We start from the raw sequence: 17,450 nt of genomic DNA on the forward strand, positions 1-17,450 counted from the left end.
GCATGTAATCCCCGGATGAGACGGAACGTGGGAAAGGGAAGAAAACGTTAACCATAAGCTCCGTAGAAGAGGGAATCAGCAGGGGAGCGAATGAAGCAATGGCAGGCGATAGATCAGATGAAGCGGCGGTGTTTGGCGGACGTGATGTCGTCCCGTTTCCGATGGCAAGAAGACTGAGCACCATTCGCATCTGTGCTGCCGAACTCGAAGACCTCCATGGTGACGACGCCGTGCAATATTGGCGGCGGGAATGCCGGGCACTTGCCGACGAGTTGCTTGCGCTCGGCTGCTCCGATGCGGAAATGCGTGAGCAGGTCATGGCATTTCAGGCCGAGGTACAGGCCGAACTCTGGCAGCGCCACCAGTCCCGGCTTTCCGCCGGTGCAGTAAGCCAGTAATTCGAACGGACGGTTCGACCTTTCGTATTGATCGCTCGGCCAGCAAGGGAAAGCCCCGGCGCTTGCGCCGGAGCCGTGGTGGTCAGCGCCCGATGGCCCCCTGCAGACGATGCGCCGCCCATGCGGCCGCGCAGCCGAGGCCGGCGACACCAGCCAGTTCGCAAAACGCGAGCCATCCGGGCTCCAGATGCGCCGCGAAGAATGTGATCAGGCCAAGAAAATAGGCAGGCACGTTGTTGACTGGGGCGGTTGCCCGTAAGGACACCACAATCATCGCGACGACAAAGACGACCGGCCCGAAGGCCAGCGCCCCCATTGCAGGCATCAAAGCCCGGAGCGCGAGGGCCGCAGCCATGCCGATGGCGATGCCGACGGCAAGGCAGATGTAGCTGGTCAATGCCTCACGTGCCGTGTGACCGCGGGTAAAGAACGCGACCCACCCCATGAACATCGCCCAGACGGGCCAGCCGACGCTTGCCGAAGTCGTGGCAGCGACGGCGGCCGTGGTTGCCGCCACGAGCGTCAGCAGATTGAATTTCCAGGCGGAGGGCGCTCGGCCGGTTGGTTCTGTTTGCGCGGTCATGAAATATCCTCGAAATGGGTTGAATGGGCGGTTGTCTGACGGACGGGGTCAGGCTTGGGTCTTTTCGATCGACAGCAGGTCGGCGATGCCGATGCGCCGGGCGAAGTCGATGCGCATGCGTTCGGCGACCTCGATCACTTCCGCAGCACCGTCTCCGACGAAATCGATGACCGATCGCGCGGGGCGCGATCCCTCCGGCAGGCCGACGATGCGTACGACTTCGTCGGCAACGGCCCGTGGATCGGCATCATCCGGCGTCAACTCGCTCAGGCGCTCGCCGACCTGGTCCAGGAGACCGTCATAGCGGGCGTAGGCCGCGACCGTTTCCTCGTCCGCTGGGCGCCCGGCGGTCGGGAAATGATTGGTCCCGCGGGTAAAGGCGCCGGGCACGACGATCGAGGTCTCGATGCCGAAACGCGTCAGTTCGTAGGACATGGTAACGGCAAGGGAATCCATCGCCGCCTTGGCAGCTGCATAGGGTCCGAGGAAGGGCGGGAAACCGCCTTTGGTGGTGGTGCTGCTGATCCACAGGACAAGCCCGTGTTCACGCTTGCGCATTTCCGGCAGCACGGCGCGGTTGACCCGCTGCACGCCGAAGAGGTTGGTATCGAAGACCTTGGCCAGTTCCTGCGGCGTGAACGCCTCGGTCGGGCCGATGACGAGGTGACCGACATTGTGCATGACGACGTCGATGCCGCCCTGTTCGGCGATGATCGTCGCAACGGCGGCGTCCGCGGAGGGCTGTGACAACACATCGAGTTCGAGCGGGCGCAGATCGTATCCGCCGCGCTCGGCGGCGGCGCGCATCTCCAAGGCGCGGTCGCTGTTACGGCCGTCGATGCCGCGCATCGAGGCGTAGACGGTATGTCCGGCGCGGGCAAGTGCTTCGGCGGAAAGCCTGCCGATGCCGGAGCCGGCCCCGGTAACAAGAATGACGGAAGACATGGTTCTGCTCCTTCGTTCGAAAAGGGGTACGGGAGGGGATGGGCGCGGATGTCAGGCAACGCCGCCGTTAGCGCGCAGGATCTGACCGTTGACCCAGCCGGCATCGGGACCGACAAGGAAGGCGACGACACTGGCGATGTCGTCCGGCTGACCGAGCCGCTCAAGCGGCGGCATCTTGGCAAACTGGGCGACAAGCTCTTCGCTCTTGCCCGACAGAAACAGATCGGTCGCAATCGGACCTGGCGCCACGGCGTTGACGGTGATGTCGCGGCCGCGAAGCTCCTTGGCAAAAACGTGTGTTAGCGCTTCAACTGCGGCCTTGGTGGCGTTGTAGACCGCATAGCCCGGCAGGTTGAGGGCGAGGGTCGTCGAGGAGAAGTTGACGATGCGGCCACCGCTGCGCATGCGTTTTGAGGCTTCGCGCAGGGTGTTGAAGGTGCCCTTGGTGTTGATGGCGAAGTGACGGTCGAATTCCTCGTCGCTGGTTTCGGCAAGAGCGGCGGTCTTCAGGACGCCAGCGTTGTTGATCAGTATGTCGATGCCGCCGAACGCAGCCTCGGTTGCGTCGAACAGGCGCTTCACCGCTTCCGGATCGGCAACATCGGCCCTGGCGGTTAGGGCGCGGCCACCCTTCTCCTCAATCTTTCGTGCCAGCTTCTCGGCGGAAGCGGCGTCACCGGCATAGTTGATGACGACCGTGAGACCGTCGGCGGCCAGGCGTTCGGCAATCGCCGCACCGATGCCGCGCGAGGCGCCGGTAACGATGGCGACCCTGTTGGTGTGTTCCTGCATGATGTTTCTCCTTCGTTGTGAAGCGCTTGGCTTGTTGGTGAGGAGAAGATGACGTCTTTCGTGACTCGGATAATCATGCATAATCCGGCAACATAATCCGGAGATTACGAACAAATGGACAGGTTCGATGCCATGCGCGTGTTCTCGCGCGTCGTTGAAAGGCGCAGTTTCACGCAAGCCGCTGATGATCTTGGCCTGCCGCGCTCGACGGTGACCGATGCGGTCAAGCAGTTGGAAGCACGACTGGGTGTTCGCCTGCTGCAGCGCACGACGCGCCATGTCAGTCCGACATTGGACGGTGCTGCCTATCACCAGCGCTGCATCTCCATTCTCGACGATATCGAAGATGCAGAAGGCGCCTTTGCCGGCGCCAGGCCCAAAGGCCTGCTTCGCATCGACGTGCATGGAACGCTGGCACGCCACTTCGTGCTGCCGAGCCTGCCCGCCTTTCTCGCGACCTATCCTGAGATCGAGCTCTACATGAGCGAGGGCGACCGTCTGGTCGATCTCATTCGGGAAGGCATCGATTGTGTGCTGCGGGTCGGCGAGCCGCAGGACAGTGATATGATCGGGCGGCGCATGACGATGCTCGATGAGATCACCTGCGCGTCACCCGACTATATCGCCCGCCACGGCAGGCCCGAAAGGTTCGATAGCCTGGATGGGCATCGCATGGTCGGCTTTCGTTCGTCGACTTCAGGCGCTCCGATACCGCTCGAATTCCAGGTTGGGGGCAAGGTCGAACATGTCGCACTGCCGGTGACGGTCGCGGTCAATGCGGCCGAAAGCTTCGTTGCTGCCGCAAGGCTGGGGCTGGGGCTCATTCAGGTGCCGCGTTACCATGTCGAGCGAGATCTCCACGAGGGTACGCTGGTCGAGGTGCTTGAAAACTGCCGTCCCACGCCGACGCCGGTTTTCCTGCTCTATCCGCGCAACCGCCAGCTTTCGCCGCGCGTGCGCGTCTTCATCGACTGGCTGGCTGGCGTGTTCGCCGAGGGTTGCGATCGATAATGTGCATCAATCCGTCGGCAGTTCCGGATCCCAGGTGAACAGTTCCTTTGCCCGGGCAATGCCCCGCAGGGCAAAACGTCCGAGCGAAACAGCGTCTGCCTGAAGCTCAGGCGGACAGGCCTCGACGAAATCCGCCGACATGATCACCTGTCGTTCGACCGAGCGGCACATCGAGGCGATACGGCTGACTTCGTTGACCGCGGGGCCGACGACGGTGAAGTCGAGACGGTTCTGGCTGCCGATATTGCCGTAGAAGACCTCGCCGATGTGCAGGCCGAGATAGACGTCGGTTGTCGGCTTTCCCTCCTCTTGCCGGCGCGCATTCAGCGCCACCAGCATGCGCCGCAATTGCCGCTCGGCGGCGGTCGCGTTGGCGCAGGCAGTCGTTGGCTCGTCGGCATTGAAGATGGCAAGCACGCCGTCGCCGATCAGCTTGAGCACGCTGCCGCCGTGATCGTGGATGGCTGAGATGACCATGCCCGCATAGTCGTTGAGGAAGGGGATGATGTCTTCCGGGGCGGCTGTGTCGGAGATCCGGGTGTAGTTGCGCAGGTCCGAAAACCACATGACGGTTTCGATGCGCTCGGCCTCGCCGCGCACGATGCTGCCTTCGACCACGCGCCGGCCGGCATCGGCGCCGAGATAGACATCGGCGAGTGTGCTGATGATCCGGACGCAGGACGTGGTCTTTACCGCCAGCGCAAGGGTCGGCAGGAGAATGCGAAGGGCGGCGATTTCTTCTTCGGCAAAGCCGTTTTGCCGGCGTGTGGTCCAGTAGGAATAGAAGCAATCCATCTCGCCGACGCGGCCCTGGTCGGTGAAGTGATGGATCATGTTGATGCAATCGGTGTGGCCTTCCGCCTTCAGGCGGTCGAGCACATGATATTGCACCGAGCGCTCGTCGGCGAGGCGCACGCGCCGCTCCGGCTCGCACGCCGTCAGCATGTGGTAGAAGATCGAGCGATGCCAATTCGCCTGCGCTTCTCCGCCGGTGGTCGAGGAATATTGCACGACCTCCGGCGCCACGTCGCTTTCGCGGTTCCACTGGAAGGCGCGGCCCTCGAATTCCGGATGCAACGTGTCGATCAGCCCCTGGCCACGGGCAATGTCCATGCCCGCGGCAATGCAGCGCTCGCAGAAGCCGGCAAGCATCTCGGGTTCTTGCAGGCCCTTGAGGCCCTCTTCCGACAGCCAGAGGATGATGTCGCGGATCTGTTGGTCGTTCATAACGGGTCCCGCTTGGAGCTGCCGGTGGCTTGGCGCAGTCTGCGTTATCAATAGCCAAAGTGCCGGCGCGGTTCCAGCACCTGAAGCGATTCAGGCCTCAAGCAGATAGGAAGGTGCAGCCCGCAGCCGCGCGATGTCGCGTAGCGGCGGCGCACCGAAAAGTCGGGCGTATTCGCGCGAAAACTGCGAAGGACTGTCGTAGCCCACATGATGCCCGGCCGTGGCCGCGTCGATCGCCTGGCTGAGGATCAATCGTCGAGCCTCCTGCAGCCGGAGCTGCTTTTGATATTGCAGCGGGCTCATCGCCGTCACCGCCTTGAAATGCTGATGAAAGGACGAGAGGCTCATATTGGCTTTTGCTGCCAGATCTTCGATGCGCAGCGGCTTGCGGAAGTCGCGTTTGATGAGGTCGATCGCGCGGTTGACCTGGGTCAGCTTGCTCTCGGAGCGGGCGATCTGGCGCAGTCGGTGACCCTGCTCACCCATCAGCAGACGGTAGAGGATCTCGCGTTCCGCCAGCGGCGCCAGCACGGCGATTTCCTCCGGCCGGTCGAGCAGCCGCAGCAGCCGGACGATCGCGTCGAGCAGCTCGGCGGTGGTGTCGCTGAGGAACAGCCCGGGTCCGGGCACGCCGCCATCGATCGGCGAGTGGCCAGCCTCGAGCACCAATGCACTCAGCATCGTCGGGTCGAGGTCGAGGCGCAAGCAGAGATAGGGTTTTTCCGGTGACGCGTCGATGACCTGGCCGATGACCGGCAGGTCGACGGAAACGGTGAGATACCGGTTTGGATCGTAGGTGTGGACCGTCTCGCCCAGCATCACCTGCTTGGATCCTTGCGCGATGAAGCAGACGGCGGGTTCATGCAACGTATGGATCGGCTCGGTCGGGCTCGACGATCGGATCAGGATGAGGCGCGGTATCGCCGTCGACAGCACGCCGTCGATGCCGCTGTTGCGCTCCATCAGGTACTGGAATTCGTCGAGATCGCCCAAGGACGTTTTCCTTTGTGCGGGATTGGCGTCCGGCAGAGGCTGACCTTTTCCGGGCGCAAGTTCAACGGGATAATTGGTGCGGCAGCGGCGGATGCCGCCAGCCGCCGCTCTCTTTGGCCTAATCTTCCCGGCGCAGGATCATGCCGGCATGATAGAGCACACCGTCGATGAAATCGCCGTCGGCGGTAAAACCGGTATCGTCGACATAGTCGATATGATTGCCGGTCACCCAGTAACGGCCCTGATAGGCGCTCTGCCGTTTGCCGCGCGCTTCGTCATAGCGGCCGTCAGGCAGCAGGTGGTGACGGATGCGGCCGTCTTCGGTAACCCACATGCCGACATAGGGATGCGGCGCCTGTTGCATGGTTTTCTCCTGTGCGGATGGCGGATCTGGCGACAGGGCGGAAAGGACAAGGCCCAATGCCACCGATGTTCGAGAAGTGCGGTTCATCTGCGGGCGCTCCACTTGTACCTGATTAGTGCGGGCTTGCCGTCGGGCGCACGATGATTTCGCTGACATCGACATCTGAGGGCTGTTCGATGGCATAGGCGATTGCCCGGGCAATTGCGGTGGCCGGGATGGCGATGCGCCGGAAGTCGCGCATTGCGCCGCGGGCAGTCTCGTCAGAGATGCTGTCGGCCAGTTCCGATTCGGTGACGCCGGGCGAGACCACGCTGACGCGGATGCGATCGGTTTCCTGGCGAAGGCCATCGGAAATCGCCCGGACGGCGAACTTCGTGGCGCAATAGACGGCGGCGGTCGGCGAGACGGCGTGACCGCCGATCGACGACAGGTTGACGATCTGGCCGTTGCCCTGCTCGGTCATCACGGGCAGGCTGGCGGCGATGCCATTCAGCACGCCGCGGATGTTGACATCGATCATCCGGTTCCACTCGTCGACCTTGAGGGCCGAAAGTGGCGACAGCGGCATGACGCCGGCATTGTTGACGATGACGTCAAGCCGTCCGAACTCGGAAACGGCATGGGCTACGAAGGCCTGCATATTGGCAAGGTCGGTGACATCCAGCGCCTTGAAGCTGGCGGTGCCGCCGGCGGCGCGGATTTCGCCGGCAAGGGTTTCCAGACGATCGGTGCGGCGGGCGCCAAGAATGACGCGGGCACCGGCGGCGGCCAGATATCGGGCGGCCGCCTCGCCAATGCCGCTGCTGGCGCCGGTGATGGCGACGACTTTTCCTTGAAGCTCGGACATGCTTGGTTCCTTTCGCGATGGGCCGGGGCGTCCCCGGTTCTGAAAGTCACCATGCGCTCTCCGGTCGATGGAGCGGTAGAACAGCACTCCGGCATTCTTGCACGATTCTCCGAATGGCCCGCCGCTACGGTCCTGACCCGTCGTCGGGCGCCCCGGTGCCGCGGGTCTAGACGGCCAACTGGAGCGCCTGCCCGTCATTTTCCGCCGGAACGGCGCAGCAGATCAATGCCTCGCCTTGGCCGACCTCGAAGGACGGTTGCTGGGGATAGGCGACCTCGCCTTCCGGAACCCGCGTGCTGCAACTGCCGCAACTGCCGTTGCGGCAACCATATTCGGGCGAAAGGCCGCGGGCTTCGGCCAGCTCGAGCAGGGTACCTTCGCCCGGTTGCCAACGGGCTTCCTTGCCGGAGTCGGTAAAAATCACGCGGACCGACGTGTTGGCAGGCGGCTTCGACACCGTCGGCAATCCTGCGTCGAGGTTGCGGGTCAGCGACGACAGGCCGAATGTCTCCGCATGGATGCGGGCGTCGGCGACGTTCAACGCACGCAGTCCGTCATAGAGCGATTGCATGAAAGCCCGCGGGCCGCAGAGATAGAAGTCGTAGTCGTCGAAGGGCAGGGTGGATTGCAGCAACGGGATGTCGATGCGCCCGGCTGTGTCGTAATCCTCGCCCTTGCGTGCGCCATCCGTTTGGCTGAACACGCGCGTCAGGCGGATTTTGCCTTGGCCGGCATCGACGAGGGAGGCGATCTCCTGGTTGAAGGCGCGTTCATCGAGACTGCGGGCGGATTGGAACAGCCATGTCGGGCGGATACGCCGGTTGCGTAGCCCGTCGTAGAGGATGTGGCGCAACATCGCGATCATCGGGGTGATGCCGACACCGGCGGCAAGCAGCACGGCCGGCCGGCGTTCGGTTGGGTCGATCACGAAACTGCCAGCCGGTGCGCGCGTCTCGATGACATCGCCGGGGCCGAGGCCATGGAGGAGGGAGGAGACGGTGCCGTCGCGCTTGACGCTGATGCGGTAGGCAGCGTCTGAGGGGGCGGCCGAAAGCGTGTAGCTTCGGACGATCGGCTTGCCTTCCGTCTTGAGCCGGATCGACAGATGCTGACCGGCCCGGAACGGTGCTAGACCCGCGTCATCGGCCGGTTCCAGGTAAAGCGAGCGGATGGTCGCACTCTCATCCTCTGTCCGCACGATCCGAAATGGCCGCCATTCTCCGGCGCGGGCAGTGGCGTGCAGGCGATCTTTCGTCTGCTGCCAATCGCCTGTCATCAGCGAATTGGGCGACCAGCCTGCTTGTTCGAAAGACCAGCGAAGCGGCGAACCATCAGGCCGATAGACCACTTGCCGCGGTCGAAAACGCCAAAGGCGTTCGGCGCCCTGGAATGCGTCGATTTCGGGCGAGGTGAGGATCACCTCAGCTTCACCTGTCATCTGCAGCATGTCACCGGTCGCAAAATCGACGAAGAGCAGGCCCGCCCTGGGGTTGAGCATGAAATTGCCCAGCGTGTTGAAGAACTTGTTGCCGGCGAAATCGGGGATCGTCAGCACGTCATCCTCGCCGACGCGGACAAAGCCGGTCTTGCCGCCGCGATGCGAGACGTCCACCTGGCGCAAGCCATTGTCGCGGTCGACATAGGAGGCGACGAAGAACGCATCGGCGTTGGTGATGATTTCTTTCGCGCGCGCATCGAGACCGTCGAGGTGAACGGGGGGCGCCTTTGGTGGAGCGTTCGGTTCCCGCGTGAATGAAAAATCCCGCAGCTGGATATATTGCGGACAGTTGCCGAAGCTCTGGCCGACAGCGACAACAAAGCGATCGTCCGCTGTCCGTCGGATGGTGCCGTTCAACCGATTCCGGCGCCGCGTTTCCAGCTGGATGCCGAGCATGGCAATGGCGGCGCCATCCTCCATGCCCCCGTCGGCCGGGTCGTTTCGGTCGCGTGGCAGCTGGACATTGAGGGCATGTGCGTCCGGCGCCTGCATGAAGCCCGGTTCACCCGCCCGCAGACTTGCCCAGACATCGCCGGCGGGATCGACGGCTCCAAGCACGATGAAGGGCAACATCGGAAAAAACTGCTGGTGCTGCTCGGGCATGAAGGAACGAACGAAATTGCGGCCCGGCGCGTCCATGCGGTCGACAACGCCGAGGCTGCGTTGAATGGCAAGTTCGCCTTCATGCCAGGGGGACGCGGCGTGGGTCGGCTCGATCTTCTCCGGCATCGGTGGCTTCCTTTCTGATGAGAAAGGCCAGGGCGGAGCAGTCCGCCCTGGCAGGACAATCATGCGGCAAGGCCCGCTGCGGTTTTCTGGAAGCCGACGAAACCGGGCAGGGCTTCGATCCGCCCCAGCCAGTTGCGCACGTTGGCATAGTTGCCGAGGTCGACATTTCCTTCGGGCGCGCTGGAGACATAGCTGTAAAGCGCGACGTCGGTGATGGTCGGCCGGCTGCCCAAAAGGAAATCACGCTCAGTGAGTTCTGCGTCGAGCAGTTCCAGGATGCGATGCGCTCGGGAGATCACCTCTTCGGGGCGAAGGTTTGCGCCGAAGACTGTGACGAGCCGTGCGGCGGCCGGTCCGTAGGCGATCTCGCCGGCGGCGACCGAAAGCCATTTTTGCACTTTCGCCGCACCGACGGCGTCTTCCGGCAGCCAGTCGGTGCGACCTAGCTTCTTGGCGAGATAAACGAGGATGGCGTTGGAATCCGTCACGATGGTGCCGTCGTCGTCGAGCACAGGGACCTGACCGAAGGCGTTGAGCTTGAGGAAATCCGGCGCCTTGTGCGCCCTTGCCATCAGGTCGACATCGACGAGTTCGTGCGGCGCGCCAAGCAGAGCCAGAAAGAGCTGAGCGCGATGCGAGTGGCCCGAAAGCGGGTGGCGGTAGAGTTTCATGGTCATGTTCCCTTTGGTAGCGGCGTCCGTCGATCTGGAGCGTCGGCGGATGCATGATGCGGTCACGCGGCAGCGTCTGGCGATTGCGAAAGCCGGATCATTGCAGCTCGTTCGGCGCTTCCGGGCAGTTCGGAATGAACTGCCTTCTTCAGCAATCTATGCCCTTCCAGATTTTGGCTGTAGAGTGCCTTTGTGATAGATGGGCTCTCGATTATTGGAAGGCAGATGGATCGACTGGATGCAATGACCGTGCTTCTCGGTGTTATCGAGGGCGGGAGCCTGTCTGCCGCGTCGCGGCAGTTGCGCATGCCGCTGGCGACGGTCAGTCGCAAGGTTTCGGAGCTTGAAGCCCACCTCGGGGCGCAATTGCTGACCAGGACGAACCGCAGGATCCAGCTGACCGAGGCAGGGCGATCCTATATCGAAGCGGCGCGGGAAATTCTTGCTCGGGTCGACGAGGCGGAGCGGGTAGCGGCCGGCGAATACTCGACGGTCAAGGGCGATCTGACGATGACGGCGCCGATCGTTTTCGGACGGCTGCACGTGTTGCCGGTCGTCGTCGATTTTCTGAAAGCCAACCCTGAGGTCAACATGCGCCTGTCGCTCGGCGACCGGCTCGTCAACCTCATCGACGATCACATCGATGTTGCGCTCAGGATCGGCAACCTGCCGGACAGCAACCTGATCGCCACTAAGCTCGGCACGATACGGCGTGTCGTCTATGGGAGCCCGAGCTATGTCGCCAGACATGGCCAGCCTGGCCATCCGCACGAACTTGCCGACCATGATTGCATCACGTTCGAAGGCTTGATGTCGAACCGCAGCTGGAGCTTTGCCGATGAGAGGGGCGAGATGGCCACACCGATCCGCTCACGCCTCGTGGTCAACACCGCGGAGGCTGCCGTCGACGCAGCGGTTGCCGGCCTCGGCCTGACGCGCGTTCTGTCCTATCAGGCGGCACGCGCCGTCGCCGATGGCCTGCTCGTGCCGTTGCTGGAGCCTTTCGAACATCCGGCGCTACCGGTTCGACTGGTCTATCTGCCGCAGGGGCACGTGCCGATGAAACTCAGGGCCTTCGTCGATTTCGCCGCACCCCGGCTGAGAGCAGTGCTGAAATGATGACGGGCCGCATCTTCCTTGCGGATCTTACGCTGATATCACGAGTTGGTCTGCGGCGCCTCGCGGATGACGACGCCCCCTTCAGCGGTCACCGCTTGCGGGTCATGGGCCGGCCGAGACTGATGCATTGCCTGTAGCGATCGCGGTCGGTGGACGAGCGTGACCACAACGAAGGACAGGATCATCAGCAGATACCAGGCGCCCAGCTTCTGCAGCGATACCGGCGTCCAACCGGCGTGCTGCGCGGGATAGATCCAGGCGCGCGACCAGGTTCCGATATTTTCGGCAAGCCAGATGAACAGAGCGATGAGCAGAAAACCAATGAGCAGCGGCATGCGGTGGCGGAACCGGAAGACACGGTAGTGCACAGTCGTGCGCCAGAACAGGATCGCGATGATTGCAAACAGCAGATAACGCACATCGATGACGAAGTGGTGCGTGAAGAAATTGGCATAGATGGCGAGAGCCACGAGCACCGTCGCAGAGCGGGGTGGATAATGGGTGTAATGCAGGTCGAGAATGCGGGTCACGCGCGCCAGGTAGGAGCCGACAGCGGCGTACATGAAACCTGAAAAGAGCGGCACGCCGCCGATGCGAAAGAAGCTGGGCTCCGGATAGATCCAGGAACCGACGGACGTCTTGAAAATCTCCATGAGCGTACCGACGATATGGAAGATCAGGATAACCTTGGCTTCGGCAATGGTCTCGAGCTTAAAGGCCAGCATCAGAAGCTGAATGCCGAGTGCGGCGAGGAAAAGGAAATCATAGCGGGCAAAGCCGATTGCGTCCGGCCAGAACAGCTTGGTTGCAATCATGAGCGTCAGCATGGCGCCGCCGAAGAGGCATGCGAAAGCCTGCTTGATGCCGAAGACCAGCAGCTCCGTCAGGCCGCCAAGCAAGCCGCGGTCAGGAAGCCGGTCGAGCAACCGGTGGGCGGCCGCATCGATGCGCGCTTCGCGCGAGGTGAACCGTTTTTCGTCCGACAGCCGAGCCACGCGATTCGCCTCCTTGCCAGTGCCGATGGAGCGATGCCGAGGCAATGCGGTCGAATTGTGGATCAGTCGGAGCTGGACGGTTCCGGCTGATCCACACGCTTGTCTAGATCATTTCACTGTTTCACCGAAACAGTGAAATGATCTAACTCGTTGAAATAACGCAATTCCGGACGGAAAACCGTTTCACACTTTTCCTGGAATTGCTCTAGGCGCCGACGCATTGATCGCCGTGGCTTGAGAGCGCCTGCGCTATCGGAACAGGCTTGGCAGCCAGAGGGACAGGCCGGGGATGTAGGTGACGAGCATCAACACGGCGATGCTTGCGCCGAAGAACGGCCAGATGGTGCGCATCGCCTCGCGGATCGAAATGCCGCCGACGGCGCAGCCAACAAAGAGCACGGTGCCGACCGGCGGCGTGTTGAGGCCGATGCCGGCGTTGAGGATCATCACCACGCCGAAATGCACCGGGTCTATCCCGAACGCCTTGACGACAGGAAGAAGCACCGGTGTGCTGATGATCACCAGCGGCGCCATGTCCATGAACGTGCCAAGCAGCAGCAGAATGATGTTGATGAGCAAAAGCACGATAACAGGGTTGTCGGAGATCGCGCTGATCGCCGCGACCATTCCCTGCTGGACCTGCAGGAACGCCATCAGCCAGCCGAAGGAGGCGGCGGTGCCGATCACCAGCAGCACCATCGCGGTGGTGCGCACCGCCTGCAGCACCGCCTCGACGAAGCCGCTCCAATCGAGTTCGCGGTAGACGAGGATCGCAACGAGCAACGCATAGAACACGGCGATGCAAGAGCTTTCCGTTGCCGTGAAGATGCCGGAGCGCACGCCGCCGAAGATGATGCCGATCAGGAGCAGCCCTGGAAGCGAAGCCAGAAAGTAGAAGCCGAGGCGGCGCAGGCCAGGGAAGGGTTCCGACGGATATCCTTTCTTCCGCGCCACCACATAGGCTGTGACCATCAGGGCTGCAGCCAGAAGCAGACCGGGCAGGATACCGGCGGTAAAGAGATCGGCGACCGAGACGTTGCCGCCCGCTGCGATCGAATAGAGGATCATGTTGTGGGAGGGCGGGATCATCAATGCGATGATCGCCGCATTGACCGTGACGTTGACGGCGTAGCTGCGGTCGTAACCGCGCGCCGCCATCTGCGGGATCATCAACCCGCCGACGGCGGATGCGTCGGCAACGGCGGAGCCGGAAATGCCTCCGAACAGCGTCGAGGCGACGATATTGACCTGGCCTAGACCGCCGCGCAGATGCCCGACGATGCCGGCGGCAAAGCGGATCAGGCGGTCGGCGATGCCGCCGCGCACCATCAGGTCGCCGGCGAAGATGAAGAACGGGATCGCCATCATCGCAAAGACGTTCATGCCGGAGTTCATCTGCTGGAAGACGACGATCGGCGGCAGCCCCATGTAGATGACGGTGGCAAGCGACGCGATGCCAAGGCAGAAGGCGATCGGCATGCCGATCATCATCAGGAGCGTGAAGGTGCCGAAGAGAATGCTGTAGGCCACTATGCTGCCTCCTGAATGACGACATCGGCGACGGGCGCTTCGCCCAGCACAACGTCGGCAAGACGCTCCGCCGCAAACAGTGCGATCAGCAGGCCGCCTGCGATCATCGGGAAGAAATCGACGCCGCCCGGCCAGCCGAGCACGGGGATGGTCGCCGCCCAGGTGCCGGCGGCAAGCAGGGTCGAATAGAAGCTCATGGCCAGGCCAAAGAGCACGATCAGCGAAAGGCTGACGATATCCATCAGGCGCTGCGTCGCAGGCGATGCCGAATGGCGCACGAAATCGAGCCCGAGATGCACGCTCTCGCGCACGCCGACGGCCGCGCCGAGCAGGATGAACCAGGACATCAGATGCAGCGACAGGGGTTCCGACCAGCTGGGCGTGTCGTTGAGGACATAGCGGGCGAAGACCTGCCAGCCGACGATTGCCGTCATGGTGACGAGGCCGAGGCCTGAGATGTAAAGCGAGAGCCGGCTGAGCCGGGCTAGCACAGGCCTGACAGCCTGCAAGAAACGCCACATTGCCTTTATCCTCCGTTGGCTGCCGGCGAGTGGAGTGTCCAACCGATCGGGCCGGACACTCAGGCGTATCGGATGCCGCTAAAGCGCGTCGCGATCTCCAGGATTCGCTAAGCTCTTGATTTTTCGCATCTCGGCATCGCAAAACCGCTGCACACTTTTACGCAGCTTGCTCTAGTTGATGGCGCGGATCCGCTCGAGCAGGTCCTTCATCTGTGGGTCGGTGACGAAGCGATCGTAGACCGGCTTCATCGCCGCGGAGAATTCGGCCTTGTCGACGGTGATGACGTTGGCGCCGGCTGCACGAACCTTTTCCTCCGACGCCTTTTCCCGCGCCGTCCAGAGCTCACGCATCTTCACCACCGATTCCTTCGCCGATTCCTTCAGGACCTTCTGGTCGTCGGGCGAAAGCTTGTCCCAGCTCATCTTCGAGATCACCAGGATTTCCGGATTGAGGGAATGTTCGGTCAGAGTGTAGTTCTTGGCAACCTCGAAATGCCTGGAGGATTCGTAGGACGGCCAGTTGTTTTCCGCCGCATCGACGACACCGGTCTCAAGCGACGAATAGACCTCGCCGAAGGGCATCGGCGTGGCGTTCGCGCCGAACGCTTCCATCATTGCAATCCACAGGTCCGACTGCTGGACGCGAACCTTCATGCCCTTGAGATCGGCCAGCTTCTCGATCGGCTTCTTGGTGGAATAGAACGAGCGCGCGCCGGAATCGTAGAAGGCAAGTCCGATCAGGCCGTGCGGTTCGAAGGCGGCAAGCACTTCGTCGCCGATCGGCCCGTCGACGGTCTTGTGCATGTGCTCGGTCGAGCGGAACAGGAAGGGAAGCCCGAGCACGACGGTCTGCGGCACCAGGTTGTTGAAGGGTGCTGCATTGACGCGGTTCATGTCGATGACGCCGAAGCGCGTCTGCTCGATCGTGTCCTTTTCGCTACCAAGCGCTGCATTGTTGGTGACGTCGATCTTGATGCGGCCATTGGTGCGCTTGGCGACCAGTTCGCCCATGTATTTCACAGCCTCGACGGTCGGATAACCGTCCGGGTGGATGTCGGCCGAGCGCAGCGTGATTTCCTGCGCCTGCAGGGTGCCGGCGCTGAGGGCAACGCCCAGGGCCAGGCAAAGCGTTTTTGCGATGTTCATTTTGTCCTCCTCCTTCTTGTAGCGCCGAAGCCTCCTCGCTTCGGACGAATGCGGGTGGCTTCAGGCACCTCTGTCCGTGAATGGCTTCAAGCCAAAGAGCCGTTCAGGATTTTCGACGAGCACGCGATGACGGGCGCCGGCGTCCGGCAGCCAGCCCAGAACTGTGTCGGTCAGTTCGGCATCGTCGGGATAGTCGGCACTGGTCTTTGCAAGGTTGTGTGGCCAGTTGCTGCCCCAGACCACGCGTTCGGGCGCATGCGCGACAACCGCGCGCGACAGTGCGGCGACGTCGGCAAAATCGGGACCGCCGGTCTTTGAGGATTCGTAGACACCGGCAAACTTGAACCAGCAGTTGCCGCCATCGATCAGCCGCTTGACCGCGGCGACTTCGGGTCCATCCGGTGCCGCGCCGGAGAAGAACTTGCCGTGATGGTCGAAAACCCAACGGGATTTCAGTTTCTGCAGTCTTGGTTCGTGCTGAAGGATGTTGCTGCCGTCGAACTGGATGGCGACCATCCAGCCGCGGGCTGCCGCCCGGTCATCCACAGCTTCGAGTTCGTCAAGGCCGACGGCGCCGCCGGGCAGATCCATGATCCTTGCGCCGATGACCCCTGCCGTAGATAGCGCGTCGAGCTCGCGCTCCGAGGTCTCCGCGCCGAAGGCGGCGACGCCGCGGGCCAAGGGTCCCATGGCTTTCAGGCAGGCAATCAGATTTGTATTGTCGCGCTGATGGGCATTGCCCTGCGTGATGATGACCCTGTCTATGCCGAGCCACCGCATGAGCTTTCTGTATTGGCCCGCATCGGGCAGGGCACCGGCGGGAAGTGCGGGCCCGCCAGCAAGGGCGGGAAAGCCGGGCAGATACATATGCATCTGGGTATCGACTGTGCCTCTTGGCAGCGCGATTTTTGGCGGGCGACCGGAGAGCGTTCTGACCAGCATCTCAATCATCCCTCATCCGGAACTCGGCAAGCGCATCGCGGTCGATTTCGATGCCAAGTCCCGGACCACCGGGGATTTTGACAACCCCCTGGTCATGCTCGATCGGCGTTTTGATCACCGCCTGCCGGAACGGATTTTCGGTGCGATCGAATTCGAGGATCGGCTCGATCGGATTGACGCGCACCGGATTGGGCACCATCGCCGCCATGAACTGGAGGGCGGCAGCGATATGAACCGCCGTCCCCCAGACATGCGGGACGATGCGGACGCCATGGAGCGCTGCCATATCGGCGACGCGTCGCGCCTCGGTGAACCCACCGACGCCGGCAAGATCGGGCTGGAGAATGTCGACGGCGCGGGTTTCGACCGGCTCGCGCATCCCCCAGCGGCTATGCCAGGTTTCTCCGCCGGCGACCGGTATCGGTTGGCCGGCACGCACTTCACGATAGGCGCCGAGCTGTTCCGGCACCACCGGCTCCTCGAACCAGTCGATGTCCAGCTCGGCAGCCTTGCGGCCAAACGCGAGCGCCTCAAGCACGTCGTAGCCATGATTGGCATCGACCATCAGCCGCATGTCTGTGCCGACCGCTTCGCGCACGGCACGGACGACAGCAAGATCCTCGCGCACGCCAAACCCGATCTTGATCTTGCTGGCATGAAAGCCCTCAGCGCGATAGCGGGCGACTTCGGCGGCGTTGTCCTCGACCCGGTCGATGCCGTCGCGCTTGAAGCTTCCCGTCGCATAGGCCTTGACCGTTTCGCGGAAGCGGCCTCCGAGAAGTGTGGAAACCGGCACGCCGAAATGTTTGCCCTTGATGTCCCAAAGCGCGATGTCGATGCCTGACAGCGCGGTCAGCGCCAGGCCGCGCTGGCCCTGGTCGCGCAGCGCGTTGTAGAGCCGCGCCCAGATCTTTTCGGTTTCAAGTGGATCGGCGCCCGTAAGCCAAGGGGTATAGGCGGCGACCACGGCGGCGTTGGGTCTTGCTGGGCCAAGGCATTCGCCCCAGCCGGTGGTGCCGTCGTCGCAGACGATCTCCACCAGCACATGGGCCCGCCGGTCGAAGCGCATCGACGCGCTCTCGAACGGCACCGCAAGGCGGTGTTCCAGCAGATGCGTGCGGACGGCTGTGATTTTCATC

Annotated in this window: 18 protein-coding genes; 3 read left to right on the top strand and 15 right to left on the bottom strand. The window is 62.7% G+C overall.

The window, feature by feature from the left end:
* Nucleotides 1-98: 98 nt before the first annotated feature.
* A complete protein-coding gene (locus tag IB264_RS20035; protein WP_025429903.1) occupies nt 99-398 on the top strand; it encodes a DUF6074 family protein in 300 nt (99 codons plus the stop codon).
* A gap of 82 nt (nt 399-480) precedes the next feature.
* Here IB264_RS20035 and IB264_RS20040 read toward each other — a convergent pair whose 3' ends face one another.
* From IB264_RS20040 to IB264_RS20050, 3 genes are read right to left on the bottom strand one after another with little or no spacing between them, the layout of a single operon-like run.
* A complete protein-coding gene (locus IB264_RS20040; RefSeq protein WP_057206031.1) occupies nt 481-981 on the bottom strand; it encodes a DUF1097 domain-containing protein in 501 nt (166 codons plus the stop codon).
* Nucleotides 982-1,029: 48 nt separating this feature from the next.
* Nucleotides 1,030-1,926, bottom strand: a complete 897-nt coding sequence (locus IB264_RS20045) for an SDR family oxidoreductase (RefSeq protein ID WP_192434007.1) — start codon at nt 1,924-1,926, stop codon at nt 1,030-1,032.
* A gap of 51 nt (nt 1,927-1,977) precedes the next feature.
* Nucleotides 1,978-2,718 carry an SDR family oxidoreductase gene (locus IB264_RS20050; RefSeq protein ID WP_025429906.1) on the bottom strand — a complete coding sequence of 247 codons (741 nt, stop codon included), beginning with the start codon at nt 2,716-2,718 and terminating at the stop codon, nt 1,978-1,980.
* 114 nt (nt 2,719-2,832) lie between these two features.
* On the opposite strand from IB264_RS20050, the gene IB264_RS20055 reads away from it, so the two are divergent.
* Nucleotides 2,833-3,729, top strand: coding sequence for a LysR family transcriptional regulator (locus tag IB264_RS20055; protein ID WP_057224495.1), 897 nt, complete (start codon nt 2,833-2,835; stop codon nt 3,727-3,729).
* Between the two features lie 6 nt (nt 3,730-3,735).
* Here the strand turns inward: IB264_RS20055 and IB264_RS20060 are convergent, their stop codons facing one another.
* The 6 genes from IB264_RS20060 to IB264_RS20085 form a co-directional block, all read right to left on the bottom strand.
* On the bottom strand, nt 3,736-4,956 hold the full coding sequence (locus IB264_RS20060; protein ID WP_057224493.1) for an adenylate/guanylate cyclase domain-containing protein: 1,221 nt from the start codon (nt 4,954-4,956) through the stop codon (nt 3,736-3,738).
* 90 nt (nt 4,957-5,046) lie between these two features.
* Complete coding sequence (locus IB264_RS20065) at nt 5,047-5,949, bottom strand: AraC family transcriptional regulator (RefSeq protein WP_025429909.1); 903 nt, start codon at nt 5,947-5,949, stop codon at nt 5,047-5,049.
* Nucleotides 5,950-6,067: 118 nt separating this feature from the next.
* Nucleotides 6,068-6,313 carry an Atu4866 domain-containing protein gene (locus IB264_RS20070; protein ID WP_057213279.1) on the bottom strand — a complete coding sequence of 82 codons (246 nt, stop codon included), beginning with the start codon at nt 6,311-6,313 and terminating at the stop codon, nt 6,068-6,070.
* 112 nt (nt 6,314-6,425) lie between these two features.
* The gene (locus IB264_RS20075; RefSeq protein WP_057213277.1) at nt 6,426-7,160 is read right to left on the bottom strand and encodes an SDR family oxidoreductase; all 735 of its coding nucleotides are present in this window, start codon (nt 7,158-7,160) and stop codon (nt 6,426-6,428) included.
* Between the two features lie 166 nt (nt 7,161-7,326).
* Nucleotides 7,327-9,387, bottom strand: a complete 2,061-nt coding sequence (locus IB264_RS20080; protein WP_192434009.1) for a pyridoxamine 5'-phosphate oxidase family protein — start codon at nt 9,385-9,387, stop codon at nt 7,327-7,329.
* A 59-nt stretch (nt 9,388-9,446) separates the two neighbouring features.
* Nucleotides 9,447-10,058: a glutathione S-transferase family protein gene (locus tag IB264_RS20085; RefSeq protein ID WP_057224489.1), complete on the bottom strand. Its 612-nt coding sequence runs from the start codon at nt 10,056-10,058 to the stop codon at nt 9,447-9,449.
* 225 nt (nt 10,059-10,283) lie between these two features.
* Between IB264_RS20085 and IB264_RS20090 the strand changes: the two genes are divergently transcribed.
* A complete protein-coding gene (locus tag IB264_RS20090) occupies nt 10,284-11,177 on the top strand; it encodes a LysR family transcriptional regulator (RefSeq protein WP_057224487.1) in 894 nt (297 codons plus the stop codon).
* A 38-nt stretch (nt 11,178-11,215) separates the two neighbouring features.
* Here the strand turns inward: IB264_RS20090 and IB264_RS20095 are convergent, their stop codons facing one another.
* From IB264_RS20095 to IB264_RS20120, 6 genes are all read right to left on the bottom strand, one after another.
* Complete coding sequence (locus tag IB264_RS20095) at nt 11,216-12,163, bottom strand: DUF817 domain-containing protein (RefSeq protein WP_057224589.1); 948 nt, start codon at nt 12,161-12,163, stop codon at nt 11,216-11,218.
* 258 nt (nt 12,164-12,421) lie between these two features.
* A complete protein-coding gene (locus IB264_RS20100) occupies nt 12,422-13,702 on the bottom strand; it encodes a TRAP transporter large permease (protein WP_025429916.1) in 1,281 nt (426 codons plus the stop codon).
* A complete protein-coding gene (locus IB264_RS20105) occupies nt 13,702-14,223 on the bottom strand; it encodes a TRAP transporter small permease (protein WP_025429917.1) in 522 nt (173 codons plus the stop codon). The genes IB264_RS20100 and IB264_RS20105 overlap by 1 nt, the downstream gene beginning before the upstream one ends.
* 171 nt (nt 14,224-14,394) lie before the next feature.
* The gene (locus tag IB264_RS20110; RefSeq protein ID WP_057206047.1) at nt 14,395-15,369 is read right to left on the bottom strand and encodes a TRAP transporter substrate-binding protein; all 975 of its coding nucleotides are present in this window, start codon (nt 15,367-15,369) and stop codon (nt 14,395-14,397) included.
* Nucleotides 15,370-15,429: 60 nt separating this feature from the next.
* Nucleotides 15,430-16,311, bottom strand: a complete 882-nt coding sequence (locus IB264_RS20115; protein ID WP_057224485.1) for an amidohydrolase family protein — start codon at nt 16,309-16,311, stop codon at nt 15,430-15,432.
* 1 nt (nt 16,312) lies between these two features.
* Nucleotides 16,313-17,449, bottom strand: coding sequence for a mandelate racemase/muconate lactonizing enzyme family protein (locus tag IB264_RS20120; protein WP_057224483.1), 1,137 nt, complete (start codon nt 17,447-17,449; stop codon nt 16,313-16,315).
* Between the last annotated feature and the right edge of the window lies 1 nt (nt 17,450).

The organism is Ensifer sp. ENS11, assembly GCF_014851895.1.
In the GTDB taxonomy this organism is placed as follows: domain Bacteria; phylum Pseudomonadota; class Alphaproteobacteria; order Rhizobiales; family Rhizobiaceae; genus Ensifer; species Ensifer canadensis.